This is a genomic window from Allorhizobium sp. DMC15 (assembly GCF_056314065.1).
The window spans coordinates 186,588-204,302 of sequence record NZ_JBQUZB010000005.1 but is presented as its reverse complement, the minus strand read 5'-3'; the positions used below and the strand labels follow the sequence as shown (position 1 = coordinate 204,302).

Sequence of the window (17,715 nt, the reverse complement as noted above, 5' to 3'; positions counted from 1 at the left end):
AACCTCACTCGAAGCCGAGAAATTCAAAGATTTCCCGGTCCTTCATCGGTTCGGCTTCGAGCGCCGGCGTGCCCGCCCAGAGCCGCTCGGCAAGCTGCATGTATTCCTTCTGGATGCCCAAAATCTCCGGCCTGTCACCCATTTCGAACAGCGTGCTCTTCTTCAACCGGCTGAGCCGCACATGGTCACTGTCGGGCACATGGGCGAGGCGCTTGAGGCCGATCGCCTCATTGTAGCGGTCGATCTGGTCTGTCTCGCGCGAACGGTTGGCGATCACGCCGCCAAGCCTGACGTCGTAGTTCTTCGACTTCGCCTTGATGGCGGCAACGATCCGGTTCATCGCGAAGATGGAATCGAAGTCATTCGCAGCGACGATGACCGCACGCTCGGCATGTTGCAGCGGCGAGGCAAAGCCACCGCAGACCACGTCGCCGAGTACGTCGAAGATCACCACATCGGTGTCGTCGAGCAGGTGGTGCTCCTTGAGCAGCTTCACCGTCTGGCCGACGACATAACCGCCGCAGCCTGTACCCGCCGGCGGACCACCCGCCTCGATGCACTGAACGCCGTTATAGCCCTCGACCATATAGTCTTCCGGGCGAAGTTCCTCGGAATGAAAATCGACCTTTTCCAAGACATCGATGACAGTCGGGATCAGGCTTTTCGTCAGCGTAAAGGTCGAATCGTGCTTGGGGTCGCAGCCGATCTGCAGCACGCGCTTGCCGAGCATGGAGAAGGCGACCGACAGGTTGGACGAGGTCGTCGATTTGCCGATCCCGCCCTTGCCATAGATGGCGAAGACCTTGGCACCGTCGATTTCCATGGTCGGGTCGAGATGAACCTGCACGCTGCCCTCGCCATCGGCCCTCTCCCGGAGCTTCTCGGCGATGCGCGCCTCGCGTTCTGCGATCTTGCCATGGGTGTAGATGTTCATTGGGCAGCCTCCCTGACCAGCCCCTCGAGACGGTCTTCCAATTCTTCACCGGCCGCTTTCAGCGCGGCGAGCGTTTCTGCATCCGGCTGCCAGTAATTGCGCTCATGCGCCTCGATCAGCCGGTTGGCGACCCGTGCGGTGGCGGCAGGATTGAGCGTCGCGAGCCGCTGGCGCATGGCGTCATCGAGCACGAAGGTTTCAGTGATCTGCTGATAGACCCAAGGGTCAACGCCGCCAGTCGTTGCCGACCAGCCGAGCGTGTTGGTGACCTGCGCCTCGATATGGCGCACGCCCTCATAGCCATGCTTCAGCATGCCTTCGAACCATTTCGGGTTCAGCGTGCGGGTGCGGGTTTCGAGCGCCACCTGTTCGCCCAGCGTGCGTACACGTCCCTTGCCCTGCGTCTGGTCGGAAATGAAGACCGGCAGCGTCGCGCCGCCCTTGGCTTTCGAGACCGCCTTGGTCAGCCCACCCAGCGTGTCGAAATAATGCTCGATCGTGGTGATGCCGATCTCGACCGAATCGAGATTCTGATAGGCCATGTCGACGTGTTCGAGCATACTGTCGAGCACATCGGCCTGATGGCTCGTCTTGCCCTTGTGATTGATCGCGAAACTCTTGCGATTGCTGTAGGTCTGGGCAATCTCCTCGTCATCGTCCCAGGCAGAGGACGAGATCAGCATGTTGACGTTCGCGCCATAGGCTCCGTCGGCATTGGAGAAGACCCGATAGGCGGCAGCCTCGAGATCGCAGCCATGGCTCTCGCAATAGGAAAGCGCATGCTTACGGATGAAGTTCATTTCGACCGGCTCGTCCGCCGTCGCGGCCAGATAACTGGCTTCCGCCAGCATGCTCGCCTGGATCGGCAGAAGATCGCGGAAGATACCCGACAGTGTCATGACCGCATCGATACGCGGACGCTTCAGCTCCTCGAGCGGGATCAGCACGGCACCGCAGACGCGGTTATAGGCATCAAGCCTTGGCCTTGCACCCATCAGCGCCATGGCCTGGGCAAGCGGCGCCCCGCCGGTCTTCAGATTGTCCGTGCCCCAGAGCACGACGGCGACCGTTTCCGGCAGGCGACCATCAGCCTGCATGTAGCGTTCCAGCACCCGTGCGGCCTGACGCTCACCATCCTGAACGGCAAAGGCGCTCGGGATACCGAAGGGATCGAAACCGTGAATGTTACGGCCGGTCGGCAGAAGTTCGGGTGTGCGCAGCAGGTCACCCGACGGCGACGGCGGCACGTAGCGCGCATCGAGCGCCAGCAGGAGGCCATCGAGTTCGCGATTGGTGATGAGCTCGCTGTTCATCGCCTTCAGGCGGGCGATGCTCTCCTTCAGGTCCGGCGAACCCGCCTTTTCCGCCTGCGCGACGGCGAGATCATCGCCATCGGCAATCGCAAGAACCAGTGACTGCCGATCGGCATGGCTGACAACGGCGGGCATGCCGGCGCCGACATGCTCCAGCATGTCGAGCCGCTCGTCGCGTCCCATGCCACGACCGGCAACATGCAGACCATCCGGGATCAGCGCATATTCAAGCTCGGTCATTTCAGCCACGAGCGACTGGATGACCTCGGCCTGGGTTTGGGCCAGACTGTCGCGACCCAGCTCAAGCTGCGCCGCCTGCACCTGGATCAGTTCGAACAAGCGTTCACGCTCGACAAGCGCATCAGGTGCTGCCTGCCGGTAGCGGTCGAGGCTCGCCTTCAGTTCGCTCAGGCCCTTGTAGAGCCCGGCATGGGTGATCGGCGGCGTGAGATAGGAGATCAGCGTCGCAGCCGAGCGGCGCTTGGCAATCGATCCCTCGGACGGATTGTTGGCCGCATAGAGATAGAAATTCGGCAGAGCGCCGAGAAGACGATCCGGCCAGCAGCTTGCCGACAGGCCGACCTGCTTGCCGGGCATGAATTCGAGCGCGCCATGGGTGCCGAAATGCAGGACGGCATCGGCTTTCCAGGTTTCGCGCAGATAACGGTAGAAGGTCGCAAAGGCGTGGTTCGGGGCAAAGCCGCCCTCGAACAATAGCCGCATCGGATCGCCCTCATAGCCGAAGGGCGGCTGGATCGCGACGAGCAGCTTGCCGAACTGGCGACCAAGAACAAAGAGGCCACGGCCATTGCTCAGCACTCGGCCAGGCGCCGGTCCCCACTGGGCTTCGATGTCGGCGAGGTGCCGCTCGCCACGCACGTGATCATCGACCGAAACCACCGTATGCACATTGGCCTCGGCACCATACAGCGCGGCATTGCCTTCGAGGATCGCCAGCCTGAGCGCCTCGGCATCCGCGGGCACGTCGACATCGTAACCCTCGGCTTTCAGCCGCGTCATCGTCTCGAACAGGCTTTCGAAAACCGAAAGGAAGGCGGCAGTGCCGATGCTGCCACTGTTCGGCGGGAAGTTGAAGATCGTGACCGCAAGGCGGCGTTCGGCGCGGGCTGCCCGCCGCAGGTCAACCATCGCCGCCAGACGGTCGGCAAGCAGTGTCACGCGCTCCTCGTCCGGCTGCATGCAGGCGCGGCCCGAGGGGCAGGCATCGAGCTGGCGCGAGCAGATGCAGGCCTTGGCCTTGGCGGCACCATCGGAGCGTCCGCCGAAGACCATGGAGCCGATCGCACCATCGAGTTCCGGAATCGCGACCATCAGCGTGGTTTCGATCGGCGTCAGGCCCTGGCCCGACTGCGCCCAGGCCTCACGCGTCTGGAATTCGGTGACAAAGGCCGAGAAATAGGGAACGTCGAGCGTCTGCAAGAGAGCAGCCGCCGCGCTCGCATCGCTATAGGCCGGGCCGCCGACAAGCGAGAAACCGGTGAGCGAGCAGAGCGCATCGATCTTCACGCCCGTTGCGCCGCCCATCATGTAGCGCTCGATTGCGCCGCGCATGTCGAGCCCGCTGCAGAAGACCGGGACCACGTTGAAGCCGCGGGTTTCCAGCTCGCGGATGACACGGTCGTAATGGCCGGTATCGCCGGAAAGGATATAGGTCCGCATCAGGAGCAGGCCGATGGTCCCACGGGCGCCGGGCTTGAACGGCAGGGCCGAAAGCTGCGTTGCCACCCTTGGCTTCAGGCGCGGATGATAGAGACCCATGTCGGGATATTCGACCGGATCGCCCACGGTCACCCGGCCCTGAAGCCCCTTGCGCTCCCCCCGGGCATATTTGCCGACCAAGAGGCGCACCATGTTGGCGATGTTTTCGTCCGAGGCTGCGATCCGATATTGCAGCGTCAGGAAATAGTTACGCACATCCTGCGCGGTGCCGGGGATGAAACGGAGGAGCTGCGGCAGGCGACGCAGCATGGCAAGCTGACGCTCGCCGGCGGTGCGGCCGCTATCCTTGCCGCCACGCGAGCTTTTGCCGCGCAGCTTCTTTAAGAGTGCGAGCGGACCCTTCTGCTCTTCGCTCATCTTGAAACGACCCATGGTCGTGTATTTCATGACCGTGCCGGCCGACATGCAGCAGACCATGGCGTCGCATTCGCGATGCCGGGCTTCGAGCACGTCTGCGATGGCGCGCACATGCTCTTCGACGAAGATCATCGAAACGATGATGATGTCGCCGGCAAGGATTGCAGCACGGCAGGCTTCGAGGCTGGCTGGATTGTCGTTCCAGTCGGTCGCGGCATGGACGGAAAGCGTCAGACCGGGCAGGTCCTGGGCGAGGCTGCGCCGCGCATCGTCGACGGCTGCGACAATGTGATTGTCAAGCGTCACGAACACCACCCGGACCGGGGTGCTGTCAGCGGGCGAAATGGGCTTTCGCGTCATACAGCGTCTCCACGGTGATCGGGCGGATACCCTTGCGGGCGGCGAAAAGTTCGGTGTTGCGGCGGGCCTTGCCGCGCACGAAGAAGGGCACCTTCTTCAGTTCGCGCTCGGCATCCGGGGTCCAGACGACGTCGTCCGCAGGCGCCTCGGCCATGACAAGCGTCTCGCCATCGGTCTCATCGTCAGCAGCCGCAGGCTTTGCCGAAGGCGCATGGGCATGCAGATGCGAGGCCTGAGCCTGATCGTTGAACTCGAAATCGTCCCGGAACATCTGCAGGAGATGCTCTTCAAGCCCCATCATCAGCGGGTGGACCCAGCTGTCGAAGATGACATTCGCACCCTCGAAGCCCATCTGCGGCGAATAGCGGGCCGGGAAATCCTGGACATGGACGGGCGCCGAAACGACGGCGCAGGGAACGCGCAGCCGCTTGGCAATGTGCCGCTCCATCTGCGTACCCAGAACCAACTCCGGACGGGCATCGATGATCGCCTGCTCGACATCGAGATGGTCGTCGGTGATCAGCGCCTCGACACCGAATTCTTCAGCGGCCTCGCGCACTTCGCGGGCGAACTCGCGCATATAGGTGCCAAGGCCGCAGACCTTGAAGCCCAGTTCCCGGGCAGCGATGCGGGCGGCGGCAATGGCGTGGGTCGCGTCACCGAAGACGAAGACGCGCTTGTTGGTGAGGTAATTGCTGTCGACAGAGCGCGCGTACCAGGTGGCGCGATCCTCCGCCTCGCCGACTGGCTCGTCATTCGAAAGGCCTGCCAGCGCGCGCACTTCCGCAAGAAAGGTCCGTGTCGCACCAATCCCGATCGGAACGGTCGAGACGAAAGGCATGCCAAACTGCTTCTTCAGGTAGCGTGCAGCGTTCTCGCCGATCTCGGGATAGAGCACGATGTTGAAGGCAGCCTCCGGCAAACGCGCGAGATCGTCGACCGTTGCCCCGAGCGGCGCCACGACCCGGACATCAATGCCGTTTGCGGTAAGCAGCCGGCAAATTTCGGTCACGTCGTCGCGGTTGCGGAAACCGAGGGCGGAAGGGCCGAGGATGTTGCAGCTGTTCGGGGCCACCTGCGCCGAACGTTCGCGCCCGGCGGTGAAGCCACGGACGAGCCGATAGAAGGTCTCGGCTGCACCCCAGTGCTCCTTCTTCTGGTAGGAAGGCAGTTCCAGAGGCACAACGGGGATCCGCACATCAAGCGTCCGCGCCAGACCCGCCGGATCGTCCTGCAGGAGTTCGGCTGTGCAGGAGGCGCCGACCAGAAGCGCATCTGGCTGGAAACGGGTGATGGCATCGCGGCAGGCGGTCTTGAACACATCGGCCGTGGAGCCTGCGAGATCACGTGCCTGGAAGGTGGTGTAGGTGACCGGCGGACGTGAAGGGCGTCGCTCGATCATGGTGAAAAGCAGGTCGGCATAGGTGTCGCCCTGCGGTGCATGCAGCACATAATGCACGCCCTGCATCGACGCGGCGATCCGCATGGCACCCACATGCGGCGGTCCTTCATAGGTCCACATGGTGAGTTTCATGATGCGACCCTCCGGCTGCTGGACCGGTCGCCCGCAATCATCGCCTTGCGCGTCAGCGGACGGGCAAAGAGTTCGGCGAGATCGCCGGCCTGCTCATAGCCCTGGATCGGCGTGAAGGCGAATTCGATAGACCACTTGGTGACGATTCCTTCCGCCTCGAAGGGATTGGCAAGACCCATGCCGCAGACGACGAGATCGGGCTTGGCCGCACGACAGCGGTCGATCTGGATTTCGACATCCTGACCTTCCGAAATCGAGACACCGGGCGGCAGCATGGCGAGCTCGCCGGCGACGTGTTCGCGGTGCAGATAGGGGCTGCCGACTTCGATGATCTCGGCATCCAGCTCGCGGCTGAGATAGCGGGCGAGCGATGGCTCCAACTGGCTGTCGGGGAACAGGAAGATCCGCTTGCCTTCGAGCATGGGCCGATAATGGGCGGTTGCCTCGCGGGCACGCCGGCGCGGCGCCTCGGTCAAGGCGGCAAACCGGGCCGGAGAAACGCCGAACGTGTCGGCAATCGCCTTCAGCCAGGCTGTGGTTCCTTCTTCCCCAAGCGGGAAGAGCGCATTGATGCGGGTAGCACCCAAGCTTTCGAGTGCTGCAGCCGTGGCACCCAGATAGGGTTGGGCCAGGATGAAGCGCGTGTTCGGACCGATCTTCGGCAGACACTCGCTGCTGCGGCCAGGCAGGAAGACGACATCCTCAAGGCCCATCTCGTCGAAAAGGCGGGCAAACTGGTCTTCGACCACATCGGCGATGGAGCCGGCAACGACGAGCTTCGCGACCTTGTCGCTCGCCCCATGGGTCGATTGATCGCGTACAAGGGCCGCCAGGAAATTGTCTTCGCCCTGCGTGAAGGTCGTTTCGATCCCGCTGCCGGAATAGCAGAGCACCCGTGGCCTGGAGCCATATTTGCGGTCGAGCCGTTCGGCAGCGCGGTTGAGATCGAATTTGATGACCTCGGAGGGACAGGAGCCGACCAGCACCAGCATGCGGATGTCCGGACGGCGCTCGAGCAGACGGGCGACTTCGCGGTCGAGCTCGTCATGCATGTCGACCATGCCGGCAAGATCGCGCTCCTCCATGATCGCAGTGGCAAAACGCGGCTCGGAGAAGATCATCACGCCGGCGGCGGACTGAATAAGGTGGGCGCATGTGCGCGACCCAACCACGAGGAAGAAGGCATCCTGCACCTTGCGGTGCAGCCAGATGATCGAGGTCAGGCCACAGAAGACCTCGTGCTGGCCACGCTGGCGGATGGTGGCTGATGGTGTATCGCAGGAGACGAGCGGCTGGTTCATGACGCGCTCCCCGAAAGCGAGGAAGCACTACCAAGCGGCGGGGACGATCCCGCTCTGGCAGCCTGGTCGAGACGGGCCAGACGCAGCTTCCAGAGAAACTGCCCGGCATTGATGACATAGGTGACATAGGCAGCGAGAGCGAGCGCCATCAACGAACCGGCATCAAGCGCGCCGGTAAAGAGCGCCACGAGATAGGCCGTGTGCAGCGCCAGCACCAGGATCGAAAAGACGTCTTCCCAGAAGAACGGGCGGGCGAACAGATAGCGTCCGAAGACAACCTTCTCCCAGATCGAGCCGGTGATCATGATGGCGTAGAGCGTCAGCGTCTTGATGACGATCGAGACCTGCGCGGCGAAGAGGCCTTCACCGGTCGCGAGAAAACGCAGGATGAGACCGAGGCTGACGAGAAAAACCAGGAATTGTACGGGAGCGAGGATACCCTGCACCAGCGTCCACACACTCTCGTCGCGCCTGCGACGTTCCTCCGCAGTGTAGAGGGCGCGGCCTGATGCCGATGGTTTGGATATGCGCATGGCAGTCATCCCTTCTCCCATCCCCTCCCCAGGCTGATCGGGATTAAGGCAAAGACTACGCCTCGAACAATCAAAGTGTCAACTTAGATTGACGTATATTTCGATTTACATAAATGAAATCTCGGTTCATTCTCCTCTGGCTCGTCCGACGGACCAAGATGTCTCCGCCCGACGCCGCATTGGGTCGTTTTCGCGGACGGGGGGCACGGCGCGAGATGATGGATGGATCGGTTCACGGTGATGACAGGCCAAAAGGCGCAAAACCTTCGCGCTGCGAGGGCCTGAAGCCCTTCATGAGACTTGCCGCAGAAGGCAAGAGAGCATACCTAACCCAGAGCGACGGAGAAAAACTCCGGCGCCTGATCGAGGGGACGGTGGCTTCAATGACGGCCGAGAAGCTGTCGGCGCGTTACGACCGGGGTCTGGAGCACGATCGCCTCTACGAGAAGGCGCTCGCAGAGTTCCGTTTTCTCATTCTCAATCCCCGCACGCGTCTTGCCTCTCTTCGCGCCTTCCTGGAACACGAATTGCCGCCCGGACGGCCGCACTATGTGAAGGTGCTGTTTTTGGAGACGGTGGCGCGCCAGCTGGGCCGGGAATGGGTGTCGGACGAATGCGACTTCATCGACGTCACGATCGGATCGGCGCGCCTCCAGGAACTTGCGACATCCCTTTCGCTTGAGCTGCGCGATGCCGAACGGAGCAGCGAAGCACCTGCAGCCCTGGTCCTGACGCCGCTCGGCGAGCAGCACACACTGATGCCGCACCTGATCGGGCTGCTGTTCGAAAGCCTCGGCTGGGCAAGCCAGGTGCTGGATCCGGCCTCCACGAAAACGCCGGCACTCGGACGCGCCCTTGAAGGGGCAGACGTCGCCTGCATCGGCTGGAGCAACATCCGGCTTGCCGGCGAGTTCAAGACCCTCGTTCAGGATCTGCGCAAGCTGCGGGGCGAGGCTCGCCTGCCCCTCCTCGTTGGCGGCGCCGCAGCGCTGGATTCCGTTGATTTTCTTGTAGGATTGGGGATTGACTGCATCTGTGACAGCGTTTACTCCGCCGTCAAGATCTGCGACAGTTACTATGAATTGGAAAGAATCAGCCAGCAGGCGCGCGCCGCAGGCCGAACGGCAGTGGTTACACCCAGCGGAATCGATTGGCTCACTCCATGAAGCCACTGAACGGTCATAGCGGTACGGATGGCTTCGCAGTCGCGGACAGCCTGCTGAAGACCCTCGACCTGGATTCCATCGGTTCGCTCGTCAGCCTCGGCGCCGATGTCGTGATGCTGATTGATCATAACGCAATCATCTCCCAGGTCTATCTCGCCGGGCATGATCTGGCAGACTATGGTTTGGCGAAGATCGTTGGAAAGCGACTGCAGGACTGCGTCACAATCGAATCCGTGCAGAAGATTGACTCGATGTTGTCGGCCGGCGCTGGCCATCATCCTGTGCGCGGCTATCAGGTCAACCACAAATGCGCCGGCAAGCCGGATCTTCCCGTCGTCTATTCCGCCTATAGCGCCAAGGACTTTGCCTACACGATCGTCGTGGGGCGGGAGCTACGCCAGCAGATGAACGACCAGCAGCGTCTTGTGCAGACGCAGCTGGAGCTGGAAGCAGACTACCGCGAATTGAAGGAAGCCGAGACCCGGTATCGCACGGCCTTCAAGGTCGCAACGGTTGCCTATGTCATGCTGGATGGCGAACGCCGGACGATCCTCGATGCAAATCCCGCGGCGGCTTCGCTGCTGTCCACCAGCGCCGCACCGCTGTCGGGAAAATCGATCCGCGACCTCTTTGGCAAGCCTGACCGGGATCGGCTCGGCGACGCAATCAGCGAAGCCCGCCACAGCCCTAACCCTGTCCATATCGACAGCATCGTCATCGCGAAGGGCCAGTCGATCTCGATGACGCTTCGCTCCTATCGCGAAAACGGCATCACCAATGTTCTTCTCGCACTCTGGCCCGCCGAACACGATGTCGAAAGCAAGCGCCAGCGTGCGGAAAAACCCGCAGGCCTTGCCGCCGTGGGCCTTGCAGATCTGCCGGAAGCGGTCGTGCAGACTGATACCGACGGGGTCGTTCTCGCAGCCAATACCCTGTTTCTCGACCTCATCCATGCTCCTTCGATGACGCAGGTTCTCGGGCGCAATGTCGCGTCCTGGTTCAGCGGTGCGTCGATCGACATTCGTGTCCTCTATGCACGCCTTCTGGATGAACCCTGCGTCCGAGGCTTCAGCTCGACCCTGACGGATAATCTCTCGGCGGAAAGCGCGGTCAGTGTTTCCGCCCGGCTGAATGCGGCAAACAGCACCGTGCAGCTGGTCGTCGTACCACAGGCTGCAAGCGGCGAGCGGCTGACCATTCCCTCTCCAGGCGTATCGGATCAGGCAGAGGGCTTTTCTGCGCTCGTCGGCAAGGTGCCCCTGAAAGATTTGATCCGCGAGTCGCTGGATGTAATCGAAAAGATCTGCATCGAAGCCGCTCTCGACCAGACCAACAACAACCGGGCCTATGCGGCAGAGATCCTTGGCCTGTCGCGTCAGAGCCTATACATCAAGCTTCGACGGCACGGTCTTGAGGACTACAGACCCGGCAGCGAACCGGCGAGCTGAACACGGCAACTGTCAATTTAAGTTGACACATTCATGGGTGGGGCTTAGCCTCACCTCATGGCCCAGATCCCATCCCATGTACCGGCAGCCTCCTACCCGTCCCCTGGGGCGGTAGTGCAGTTGTTGAAGCCGATCACATGGTTTCCACCGATGTGGGCCTATGCCTGTGGTGCTGTGGCCTCCGGCGCAGATATCGGCGACCGATGGCTCCCGATCGCGATCGGCATCCTTCTTGCCGGCCCCCTGCTCTGCGGCACCAGTCAGGCCGTCAACGACTGGTTCGATCGCCATATCGATGCGATCAATGAACCCGATCGTGTCATTCCTTCAGGCCGAATGCCGGGACAGTGGGGCCTGATCGTCGCAATCGCAATGTCGGCGCTCTCGATGGCGGTCGCGGCGATGCTCGGCCCGCTCGTATTCATTGCCGCGTTTGTCGGCCTGGCGCTGGCCTGGGCCTACAGTGCGCCGCCTTTCCGTTTCAAGCAGAACGGCTGGGTCGGCAATGGCGTCGTGGGTGTCAGCTATGAGACTTTGCCGTGGATCACGGCGGCAACAGCTGCCCTTGGCCATGCCCCCTCCACGGTCGTCGTCCTCGTTGCGTTGCTTTACGGGCTCGGCGCTCATGGCATCCTGACCCTCAACGATTTCAAGTCGATCCGGGGGGACCGTGAGATGGGCGTCTCCAGTCTGCCGGTCCTGCATGGGCCGGACAATGCGGCCCGCATTGCCTGCCTGGTCATGGCGGGAGCCCAACTCGCCGTCACCCTGCTTCTGGCGTGGCAGGGACTATGGGCCGGTGCCGCGTTCGTGGCCGTTGTCCTCGCTCTGCAAGGGCTTTCCATGCTGCGCTTCCTGCGGGATCCGCAAGGGAGGGCCGTCTGGTATTCTGCGGTGGGCGTCGGGCTCTACGTCATCGGGATGATGGCTGCCGCCATCGCTCTGCGCGCGCCCCCGCTTGTAGGCTTCGTCAACGGTTAGGAGAGGTGTCGTGGGAAAGTCCATCATCGCAACTGCCAAACGAAGCCCGTCAGCGTCAGGGCTTGGCTGGTTCGACATCGTCCGGCTGGGCCTCGTTCAGGCGTCGCTCGGCGCGATCGTCGTCCTGACCACCTCGACGCTCAACCGGGTGATGATCGTCGAACTGGGTCTCGCAGCCGTAATCCCCGGCCTGCTGGTGGGTCTCCATTACGGTGTGCAGATTTCGCGGCCTGTCTGGGGTCATAAGTCCGATACCGGCAGGTCACGAACGGCTTGGATCGTGGGCGGCCTCGCCCTCCTTGCCTGTGCCGGCACCGGAGCCTCGGCGACCACCTTGCTTTTCGAGCAATCCTTCGTTGCCGGCATCGCCTTTGCCATTGTCGCCTATTTGCTGATTGGCGTCGGCATCGGCGCTGCGGGCACCTCTCTACTGGCATTGATCGCCATGAAAACGGCCGTCGAACGGCGTGCGGCGGCCGCCACCATCACCTGGATGTTGATGATCGTGGGCATCATCGTCACCTCTGTTGTCGTCGGTCGGCAACTCGATCCCTATTCGCACGAACGCCTGATCGCGATCACCGCCGGAACGGGTTTGATCGCCTGGCTCCTCGGACTGATCGGTGTGGCAGGCATGGAGGCACGTCCAACAGTCGACCTCTGGGCAACACAGCCCCGAGCAGTTGCCCCGACCTTTCGCGAGAGCCTGCAGGACGTGCTTGATGACCGCGAAGCCCGGCTGTTCACAGTCTTCATCTTCCTGTCCATGCTGGCCTTCTCGACGCAGGATCTCATTCTCGAACCCTATGCAGGGCTCCTTTTCGGGATGACCCCGGGGGAGACCACTGGCCTCTCCGGCACACAGCATGGCGGGGTGTTGCTCGGCATGATCGTGGTCGGAATTTCCGGCGCGCTGTTCGGCAAACGCCATCCGGACCTACCACGCCACTTCATTACCGGCGGCTGCTTCGGCTCCGCGCTTTCCCTTGCCGCCCTTGCCCTCTCGACCCAGGCCGCACCCCATTGGCCGCTGCAGATCAACATCTTTCTGCTCGGTGCCACCAACGGCGCCTTTGCGGTTGCTGCCGTCGGCACGATGATGATCCTCGCCGGGCGTGGTCGGACGTCGAATTACGGCATGCGAATGGGCATTTGGGGCGCGGCACAGGCCATCGCCTTCGGCCTCGGCGGCGTCCTTGGCACCATCGTTCTCGACCTCGGCCGATGGCTGACGACCAGCGATCCGGAAGCGTTTGCCGGGGTCTTTTCGATGGAAGCGAGCCTCTTCTTGATCTCGGCCCTCGTCGCCACCCGTATCGGACGGGCGGGCACCACGCTCCCGCAGCCAACAGACAAGACCGCCTTGATACCCGGAGAATGAACCCGGACCGCCGGCACCCCGGCAGGGAGTAGCGCATGCGAAAGAGCTATGATGTCGCAGTCATCGGCGGTGGACCGTGCGGGGCCATGGCCGCCGAGAGACTGGGCGCGATGGGCTACGGCGTCGCGCTCATTGACCCCGGCAATCGCATCAAACCCTGCGGCGGTGCCATTCCCTCCCGCGCCCTCGCCGATTTCGGCATCGCGGAAAACCAGTTGGTGGCACGCGCCAATGCCGCCCGTATCATCGCCCCCTCGGGGCGAACGATCGACATGACCATCGGGGACATCGGTTACGTCGGCATGGTCGATCGTGCCGGCTTCGACCCCTATCTGCGCCAGCGTGCGGTCGATGCCGGCGCCGAACTCGTGACCGCAAAACTCGAGACGATCACCGAGGGCTCAAGTGGGGAACTCGCGCTGACCCTGCAGCCGACAGGGGCCGAAGCGAACAACAAGCCGGTGACAGACATTGTCGTCCGACGGGTGATCGGTGCGGACGGCGCCAATTCCGCCGTCCGGCGTCTTATGTTCCCCTCATCCCGAAGGCCGCCCTATGTCTTTGCATATCATGAGATCGTCGAGACGCCGGTCGATGACATTCCGGACGGCTTCCGCGCCGATCGCTGCGACGTCATCTATGACGGCAGGATTTCACCGGATTTCTACGGATGGGTCTTTCCACACGGAAAGCACATCAGCATCGGAAGCGGCACGGCGGTGAAAGGACATGGGATCCGCGAAGCGACGGCAAGACTTCGCCAATCGGCGGGTCTTGGCGACTGTCGGGTCATCAGGCGTGAGGGAGCGCCTCTGCCGCTGAAGCCGATGCGGCGATGGGACAATGGCCGCAACGTTCTTCTGGCGGGCGACGCCGCCGGCACGGTGGCGCCATCCTCCGGAGAAGGCATCTACTACGCCATGCTCTGCGGGCGGCTGGCTGCCGATGCCATGCATCGCTCCCTTGCCTCGAACAGCGGCAAACCCCTTGCGGACGCACGCAGGACATTCATGCAGGCGCATGGGCGCGTCTTCTTCATTCTCGGCATTATGCAGACAATCTGGTATCGCAACGATCGGCTGCGTGAGAAATTCGTCGCGATGTGTGCCGATCCCGATGTGCAGCGTCTGACCTGGGAATCCTATCTGAACAAAAAGCTGGTTCGTCGTGATCCACTGGCGCATTTGCGTGTCTTTGCGAAGGACCTCGCCCAGCTCTTCGGCATTCCGGCGGGGCAGCGATGACCGCGTGGTTCGCGACCCTCTTCACCTCCGGATGGATTAGCGTGATCGCGATATCCATCCTGTGGACGATAACGGTGATGGCTGCGGCGCGCACTCCGGCACCTGCGGCCACACTGCGTGCGCTTCTTCCCAATGCCGTCTCCGGCACCGCTCTGCTCGCCGCGTTCGGCATCGCCATGCGGCAGGGACCGATCGTGTTGCTGGCCGGTCTCCTCGGCGTCTCGCTGATCGCATTTCTGCTGGATCTTCGTGCGAGGATTTCCGCTCAGGCCTCCGGATTGAGGCGCCGAACGGAATGATTGAGGCTGGCAGCGGCCGTAACCCAGGCCAGATAGGGCAGAAAGAGCAGAGATGCGAGTGGGGCGACCGACCAGGCGGTGAGAATGAAAATGGCAATCGCCAACCACAGGATCGCGACATCGATCAAGGCAATGTCCATACGTCTGATGCCGAAAAAGAAGAAGGACCAGAGAGCATTCGCCACGATCTGCAAGCCCCAGAAAACCATCGGCAACGACCAGCCGCCCCCGGCGGTCCAGACAAGCCAGCCGGCATAACCGATCAGCACGTAAAGAATGGACCACACGACGGGAAAGGCCCATTTCGGCGGCGTCCAGCTGGGTTTGCTCAGGGTCTCATACCATGCACCGGGCTTGAAAAGCGCGCCGCTCGAGGCCGCGGCAAGCACGATGACAATAAAGGCGACTGCGGCCATGATCCGGCTCCCGGTTTATGTACGTATTATCAAAAGCGACGACCGCCGTGGCGGTTCCGCAGACTGCACCACGATGCGAGACCGATCATCCGCCACATACAAGCCGATGATCGCATTCATGCCAGCAATACATATGATTTTCATCCGCGATGCCATGGGAGGATACCAATGTCGAGGATTATTGTAGCCGCATGCTCAGCCGCAGCCCTTCTTCTGTCCAGCAACGCCTTCGCGCAGGAGGGTGACGCGGCTGCCGGCGAAACCGTCTTCAAAAAGTGTGCAGTCTGTCACAACGTCGACAGTGACAAACACAAGGTCGGGCCATCGCTGCAGGGCGTGATCGGCCGGCAACCGGGCACGGCGGCAGGCTTCAAATACTCGAAGGCCATGACCGATTTCGGTGCCGGCAAAGTCTGGGACGAAGCCCTCCTGACGACCTATCTCGCTGACCCCCGTGGTGTCGTGAAGGGAACCAAGATGGCCTTTGCTGGGCTCAAGGATGCGAAGGACGTCGCCAACGTCATCGCCTATGTGAAAACTTTCAGCACAGCACAGTAAGCCAGCGCTTAAGTTCCGCCGGAATGAGAATTCCGGCGGAATTTTCAGGCCAAGTGTAAAAAAAAGTTTACATATCGCCGATCTTCTCCGAATATAGCCCGGTCGGACCATTCTCAGGCAGTCACTTCCGCTCTTGCCGGATCGGCAATCTCGAAAGCACCAAGCCGCGAAGAAATGGCCACATGCGTGGGAGGAGAGCGCAGTGGGCTTGACTTGTGCGAATGACGTCGCCACCCCTTTGCTCGACCAGGTGAGATCTCCGGACGACCTGAAGCGCATGGATGGGGAACAGCTTTGTCGTCTGGCCAAAGAGCTCCGCGAGGAGACCCTGCGCGTCGTTTCGCAAACCGGCGGGCATCTCGGTTCCAGCCTCGGCGTCATCGAGCTGACCGTTGCACTGCACGCCACCTTCGATGCGCCTGTTGACACCATCATCTGGGACGTCAGTCATCAGTGTTACCCACACAAGATACTGACCGGGCGGCGTGATCGGATGTCGAGCCTGCGCAAGAAGAATGGCCTCTCCGGCTTCACCCGTCGGGCCGAAAGTCCGTTCGACCCCTTCGGCGCGGCCCATTCCTCAACCTCGATTTCGGCCGGTCTCGGCTTCGCGACCGCCCGTGACCTGAAGGACGAAGGCGGGCATGTCGTGTGCATCATCGGTGACGGAGCGATGTCGGCGGGCATGGCTTTCGAGGCCCTCAACAATGCGGGGAGGTCCGGCCGCCCCCTCATCGTGATCCTCAACGACAACGACATGTCGATCTCCGCGTCGACAGGCGCACTGAGCGGCCACCTCGCCGATATTCGCAACGGGGGAGACGCCGTTTTCGGCAACCTGTTCCGGAACTTCGGCTTCGACTATCGCGGTCCCGTCGACGGGCACGACCTCTCAGCCCTCATGTCGGTTCTCGGCACACTCAAGTTCGAACCCAGCGGCCCAATCCTTCTTCATGTGCGCACGCGCAAAGGTGCCGGCTATGAGCCAGCGGAGCGGGCGGTCGACAAATATCACGGCGTCAATCCGTTCGACATTGCAACCGGGACCCAGCAAAAGACGGCCGCCAAGGCGCCGAGTTACACCAAGGTCTTTGCGGACGCGCTGGTTACGGAAGCAAAAGACGACCCGCGCGTCGTCGCCATCACGGCGGCCATGGCGACGGGCACCGGCGTCGATCGTTTCGCGGCGGCCTATCCCGATCGCGCCTTCGATGTCGGCATCGCCGAACAGCACGCGGTCACCTTTGCCGCCGGCCTCGCGGCCAGCGGCCTGAAACCCTTCTGTGCCATCTATTCCACCTTTCTGCAGCGCGCCTTCGACCAGATCGTCCATGATGTGGCGCTGCAGCAACTGCCGGTGCGTTTCGCGATAGACCGCGCAGGGCTTGTCGGCGCTGACGGACCGACCCATGCGGGTGCCTTCGATATTGCTTATCTGGCAAATCTGCCCGGCTTCACCGTCATGGCCGCCAGCGACGAGGCGGAATTGGTCCATATGGTAGCGACTGCGGCCGCCCATGATCATGGGCCCATCGCCTTCCGGTTTCCGCGTGGCGAAGGCTTAGGCGTTGCCTTGCCGGCAAAGGGCAAAGTCCTACCGATCGGGAAAGGCCGGATCATCGAGCAGGGTAACCAGATCGCCCTGCTGTCCTTCGGAACACGTCTGGCGGAATGTCTCAAGGCACGCCGGCTTCTCGCGCTGGAGGGTTATTCGGTCACCGTTGCCGATGCCCGCTTCGCCAAACCCCTTGATACGGCTCTGCTTGCCGATCTTGTCGATGGTCACACCATGCTGGTCACCGTGGAAGAGGGATCAACGGGCGGTTTCGGGGCGCTCGTCCTGCATCACCTCGCCAACCGCGGACTGCTCGACGGTCGTTGCGCGATCCGCACGCTGACCTTGCCGGACACATTCATCGCCCAGGCCAGCCCTGAGGACATGTATGAGGAGGCGAAACTCACGGCTCGCCACATCGCCGCTACGGCGCGCGCGGGCGTTCATCCCGTGCGTGCCCCCGCCGACGTCCGGCGCGCTGCACGGGCCGGCCAGCAGGAGTTGCCCGCTCGTCTGCATCGCGCGGAGGACCGGTGAAACTAAACCACAAGACGCTGGCGGACGTATACGACTACGATGAGTTTGGCGACGGCGA

14 protein-coding genes are annotated in these 17,715 nt (G+C 62.3%); 8 read left to right on the top strand and 6 right to left on the bottom strand.

The features are described 5' to 3' along the window. Positions 1 to 4: 4 nt before the first annotated feature. The 5 genes from bchL to bchF are packed head-to-tail and all read right to left on the bottom strand — an operon-like array spanning position 5 to position 8,081. Entirely contained in the window at positions 5 to 934 is a 930-nt protein-coding gene (gene bchL, locus ACT53S_RS21025; protein ID WP_113376840.1) for a ferredoxin:protochlorophyllide reductase (ATP-dependent) iron-sulfur ATP-binding protein, read from the bottom strand. Next, positions 931 to 4,704, bottom strand: a complete 3,774-nt coding sequence (locus tag ACT53S_RS21020; RefSeq protein ID WP_476068431.1) for a magnesium chelatase subunit H — start codon at positions 4,702 to 4,704, stop codon at positions 931 to 933. Before ACT53S_RS21020 ends, bchL begins: the two co-directional genes overlap by 4 nt. Next, on the bottom strand, positions 4,676 to 6,238 hold the full coding sequence (gene bchB, locus ACT53S_RS21015; protein WP_476068430.1) for a ferredoxin:protochlorophyllide reductase (ATP-dependent) subunit B: 1,563 nt from the start codon (positions 6,236 to 6,238) through the stop codon (positions 4,676 to 4,678). Before bchB ends, ACT53S_RS21020 begins: the two co-directional genes overlap by 29 nt. Further along, positions 6,235 to 7,539 (bottom strand): ferredoxin:protochlorophyllide reductase (ATP-dependent) subunit N, encoded by a 1,305-nt coding sequence (locus tag ACT53S_RS21010; RefSeq protein WP_476068429.1) that lies wholly within the window; start codon positions 7,537 to 7,539, stop codon positions 6,235 to 6,237. Before ACT53S_RS21010 ends, bchB begins: the two co-directional genes overlap by 4 nt. Beyond that, on the bottom strand, positions 7,536 to 8,081 hold the full coding sequence (gene bchF / locus ACT53S_RS21005) for a 2-vinyl bacteriochlorophyllide hydratase (RefSeq protein ID WP_476068428.1): 546 nt from the start codon (positions 8,079 to 8,081) through the stop codon (positions 7,536 to 7,538). Before bchF ends, ACT53S_RS21010 begins: the two co-directional genes overlap by 4 nt. Positions 8,082 to 8,365: 284 nt before the next feature. Between bchF and ACT53S_RS21000 the strand changes: the two genes are divergently transcribed. Genes ACT53S_RS21000 through ACT53S_RS20975 form a run of 6 tightly spaced genes read left to right on the top strand, consistent with a single transcriptional unit; the run spans position 8,366 to position 14,591 of the window. After that, positions 8,366 to 9,238 (top strand): cobalamin-binding protein, encoded by an 873-nt coding sequence (locus tag ACT53S_RS21000; RefSeq protein ID WP_476068427.1) that lies wholly within the window; start codon positions 8,366 to 8,368, stop codon positions 9,236 to 9,238. Next, positions 9,235 to 10,686 (top strand): transcriptional regulator PpsR, encoded by a 1,452-nt coding sequence (gene ppsR / locus ACT53S_RS20995; protein ID WP_476068426.1) that lies wholly within the window; start codon positions 9,235 to 9,237, stop codon positions 10,684 to 10,686. The genes ACT53S_RS21000 and ppsR overlap by 4 nt, the downstream gene beginning before the upstream one ends. 57 nt (positions 10,687 to 10,743) lie before the next feature. After that, on the top strand, positions 10,744 to 11,667 hold the full coding sequence (gene chlG, locus ACT53S_RS20990) for a chlorophyll synthase ChlG (protein WP_476068425.1): 924 nt from the start codon (positions 10,744 to 10,746) through the stop codon (positions 11,665 to 11,667). Positions 11,668 to 11,677: 10 nt separating this feature from the next. Further along, complete coding sequence (locus ACT53S_RS20985; protein ID WP_476068424.1) at positions 11,678 to 13,048, top strand: BCD family MFS transporter; 1,371 nt, start codon at positions 11,678 to 11,680, stop codon at positions 13,046 to 13,048. Positions 13,049 to 13,083: 35 nt separating this feature from the next. Further along, positions 13,084 to 14,292 carry a geranylgeranyl diphosphate reductase gene (locus ACT53S_RS20980; RefSeq protein WP_476068423.1) on the top strand — a complete coding sequence of 403 codons (1,209 nt, stop codon included), beginning with the start codon at positions 13,084 to 13,086 and terminating at the stop codon, positions 14,290 to 14,292. Then, positions 14,289 to 14,591: a hypothetical protein gene (locus ACT53S_RS20975; RefSeq protein WP_476068422.1), complete on the top strand. Its 303-nt coding sequence runs from the start codon at positions 14,289 to 14,291 to the stop codon at positions 14,589 to 14,591. The genes ACT53S_RS20980 and ACT53S_RS20975 overlap by 4 nt, the downstream gene beginning before the upstream one ends. On the opposite strand, the gene ACT53S_RS20970 is transcribed toward ACT53S_RS20975, so the two are convergent. Then, on the bottom strand, positions 14,558 to 15,007 hold the full coding sequence (locus tag ACT53S_RS20970) for a TspO/MBR family protein (RefSeq protein WP_476068421.1): 450 nt from the start codon (positions 15,005 to 15,007) through the stop codon (positions 14,558 to 14,560). The two genes, ACT53S_RS20975 and ACT53S_RS20970, sit on opposite strands and share 34 nt — an antisense overlap. Before the next feature lie 168 nt (positions 15,008 to 15,175). Between ACT53S_RS20970 and ACT53S_RS20965 the strand changes: the two genes are divergently transcribed. Both ACT53S_RS20965 and ACT53S_RS20960 read left to right on the top strand, forming a co-directional pair. Then, positions 15,176 to 15,565, top strand: a complete 390-nt coding sequence (locus ACT53S_RS20965) for a c-type cytochrome (protein ID WP_113376850.1) — start codon at positions 15,176 to 15,178, stop codon at positions 15,563 to 15,565. Positions 15,566 to 15,767: 202 nt separating this feature from the next. Further along, complete coding sequence (locus ACT53S_RS20960; protein ID WP_476068420.1) at positions 15,768 to 17,657, top strand: 1-deoxy-D-xylulose-5-phosphate synthase; 1,890 nt, start codon at positions 15,768 to 15,770, stop codon at positions 17,655 to 17,657. The last annotated feature ends 58 nt before the right edge of the window (positions 17,658 to 17,715 follow it).

What these genes read in the sequence shown, in the direction of transcription:
- ACT53S_RS21020 (WP_476068431.1), bottom strand. Translation starts at nt 4,704, where the DNA reads ATGACGCGAAAGCCCATTTCGCCCGCTGACAGCACCCCGGTCCGGGTG.
- bchF (WP_476068428.1), bottom strand. Translation starts at nt 8,081, where the DNA reads ATGACTGCCATGCGCATATCCAAACCATCGGCATCAGGCCGCGCCCTC.
- ppsR (WP_476068426.1), top strand. Translation starts at nt 9,235, where the DNA reads ATGAAGCCACTGAACGGTCATAGCGGTACGGATGGCTTCGCAGTCGCG.
- ACT53S_RS20970 (WP_476068421.1), bottom strand. Translation starts at nt 15,007, where the DNA reads ATGGCCGCAGTCGCCTTTATTGTCATCGTGCTTGCCGCGGCCTCGAGC.
- chlG (WP_476068425.1), top strand. Translation starts at nt 10,744, where the DNA reads ATGGCCCAGATCCCATCCCATGTACCGGCAGCCTCCTACCCGTCCCCT.
- ACT53S_RS21010 (WP_476068429.1), bottom strand. Translation starts at nt 7,539, where the DNA reads ATGAACCAGCCGCTCGTCTCCTGCGATACACCATCAGCCACCATCCGC.
- ACT53S_RS20965 (WP_113376850.1), top strand. Translation starts at nt 15,176, where the DNA reads ATGTCGAGGATTATTGTAGCCGCATGCTCAGCCGCAGCCCTTCTTCTG.
- ACT53S_RS20980 (WP_476068423.1), top strand. Translation starts at nt 13,084, where the DNA reads ATGCGAAAGAGCTATGATGTCGCAGTCATCGGCGGTGGACCGTGCGGG.
- ACT53S_RS21000 (WP_476068427.1), top strand. Translation starts at nt 8,366, where the DNA reads ATGAGACTTGCCGCAGAAGGCAAGAGAGCATACCTAACCCAGAGCGAC.
- bchB (WP_476068430.1), bottom strand. Translation starts at nt 6,238, where the DNA reads ATGAAACTCACCATGTGGACCTATGAAGGACCGCCGCATGTGGGTGCC.
- bchL (WP_113376840.1), bottom strand. Translation starts at nt 934, where the DNA reads ATGAACATCTACACCCATGGCAAGATCGCAGAACGCGAGGCGCGCATC.
- ACT53S_RS20975 (WP_476068422.1), top strand. Translation starts at nt 14,289, where the DNA reads ATGACCGCGTGGTTCGCGACCCTCTTCACCTCCGGATGGATTAGCGTG.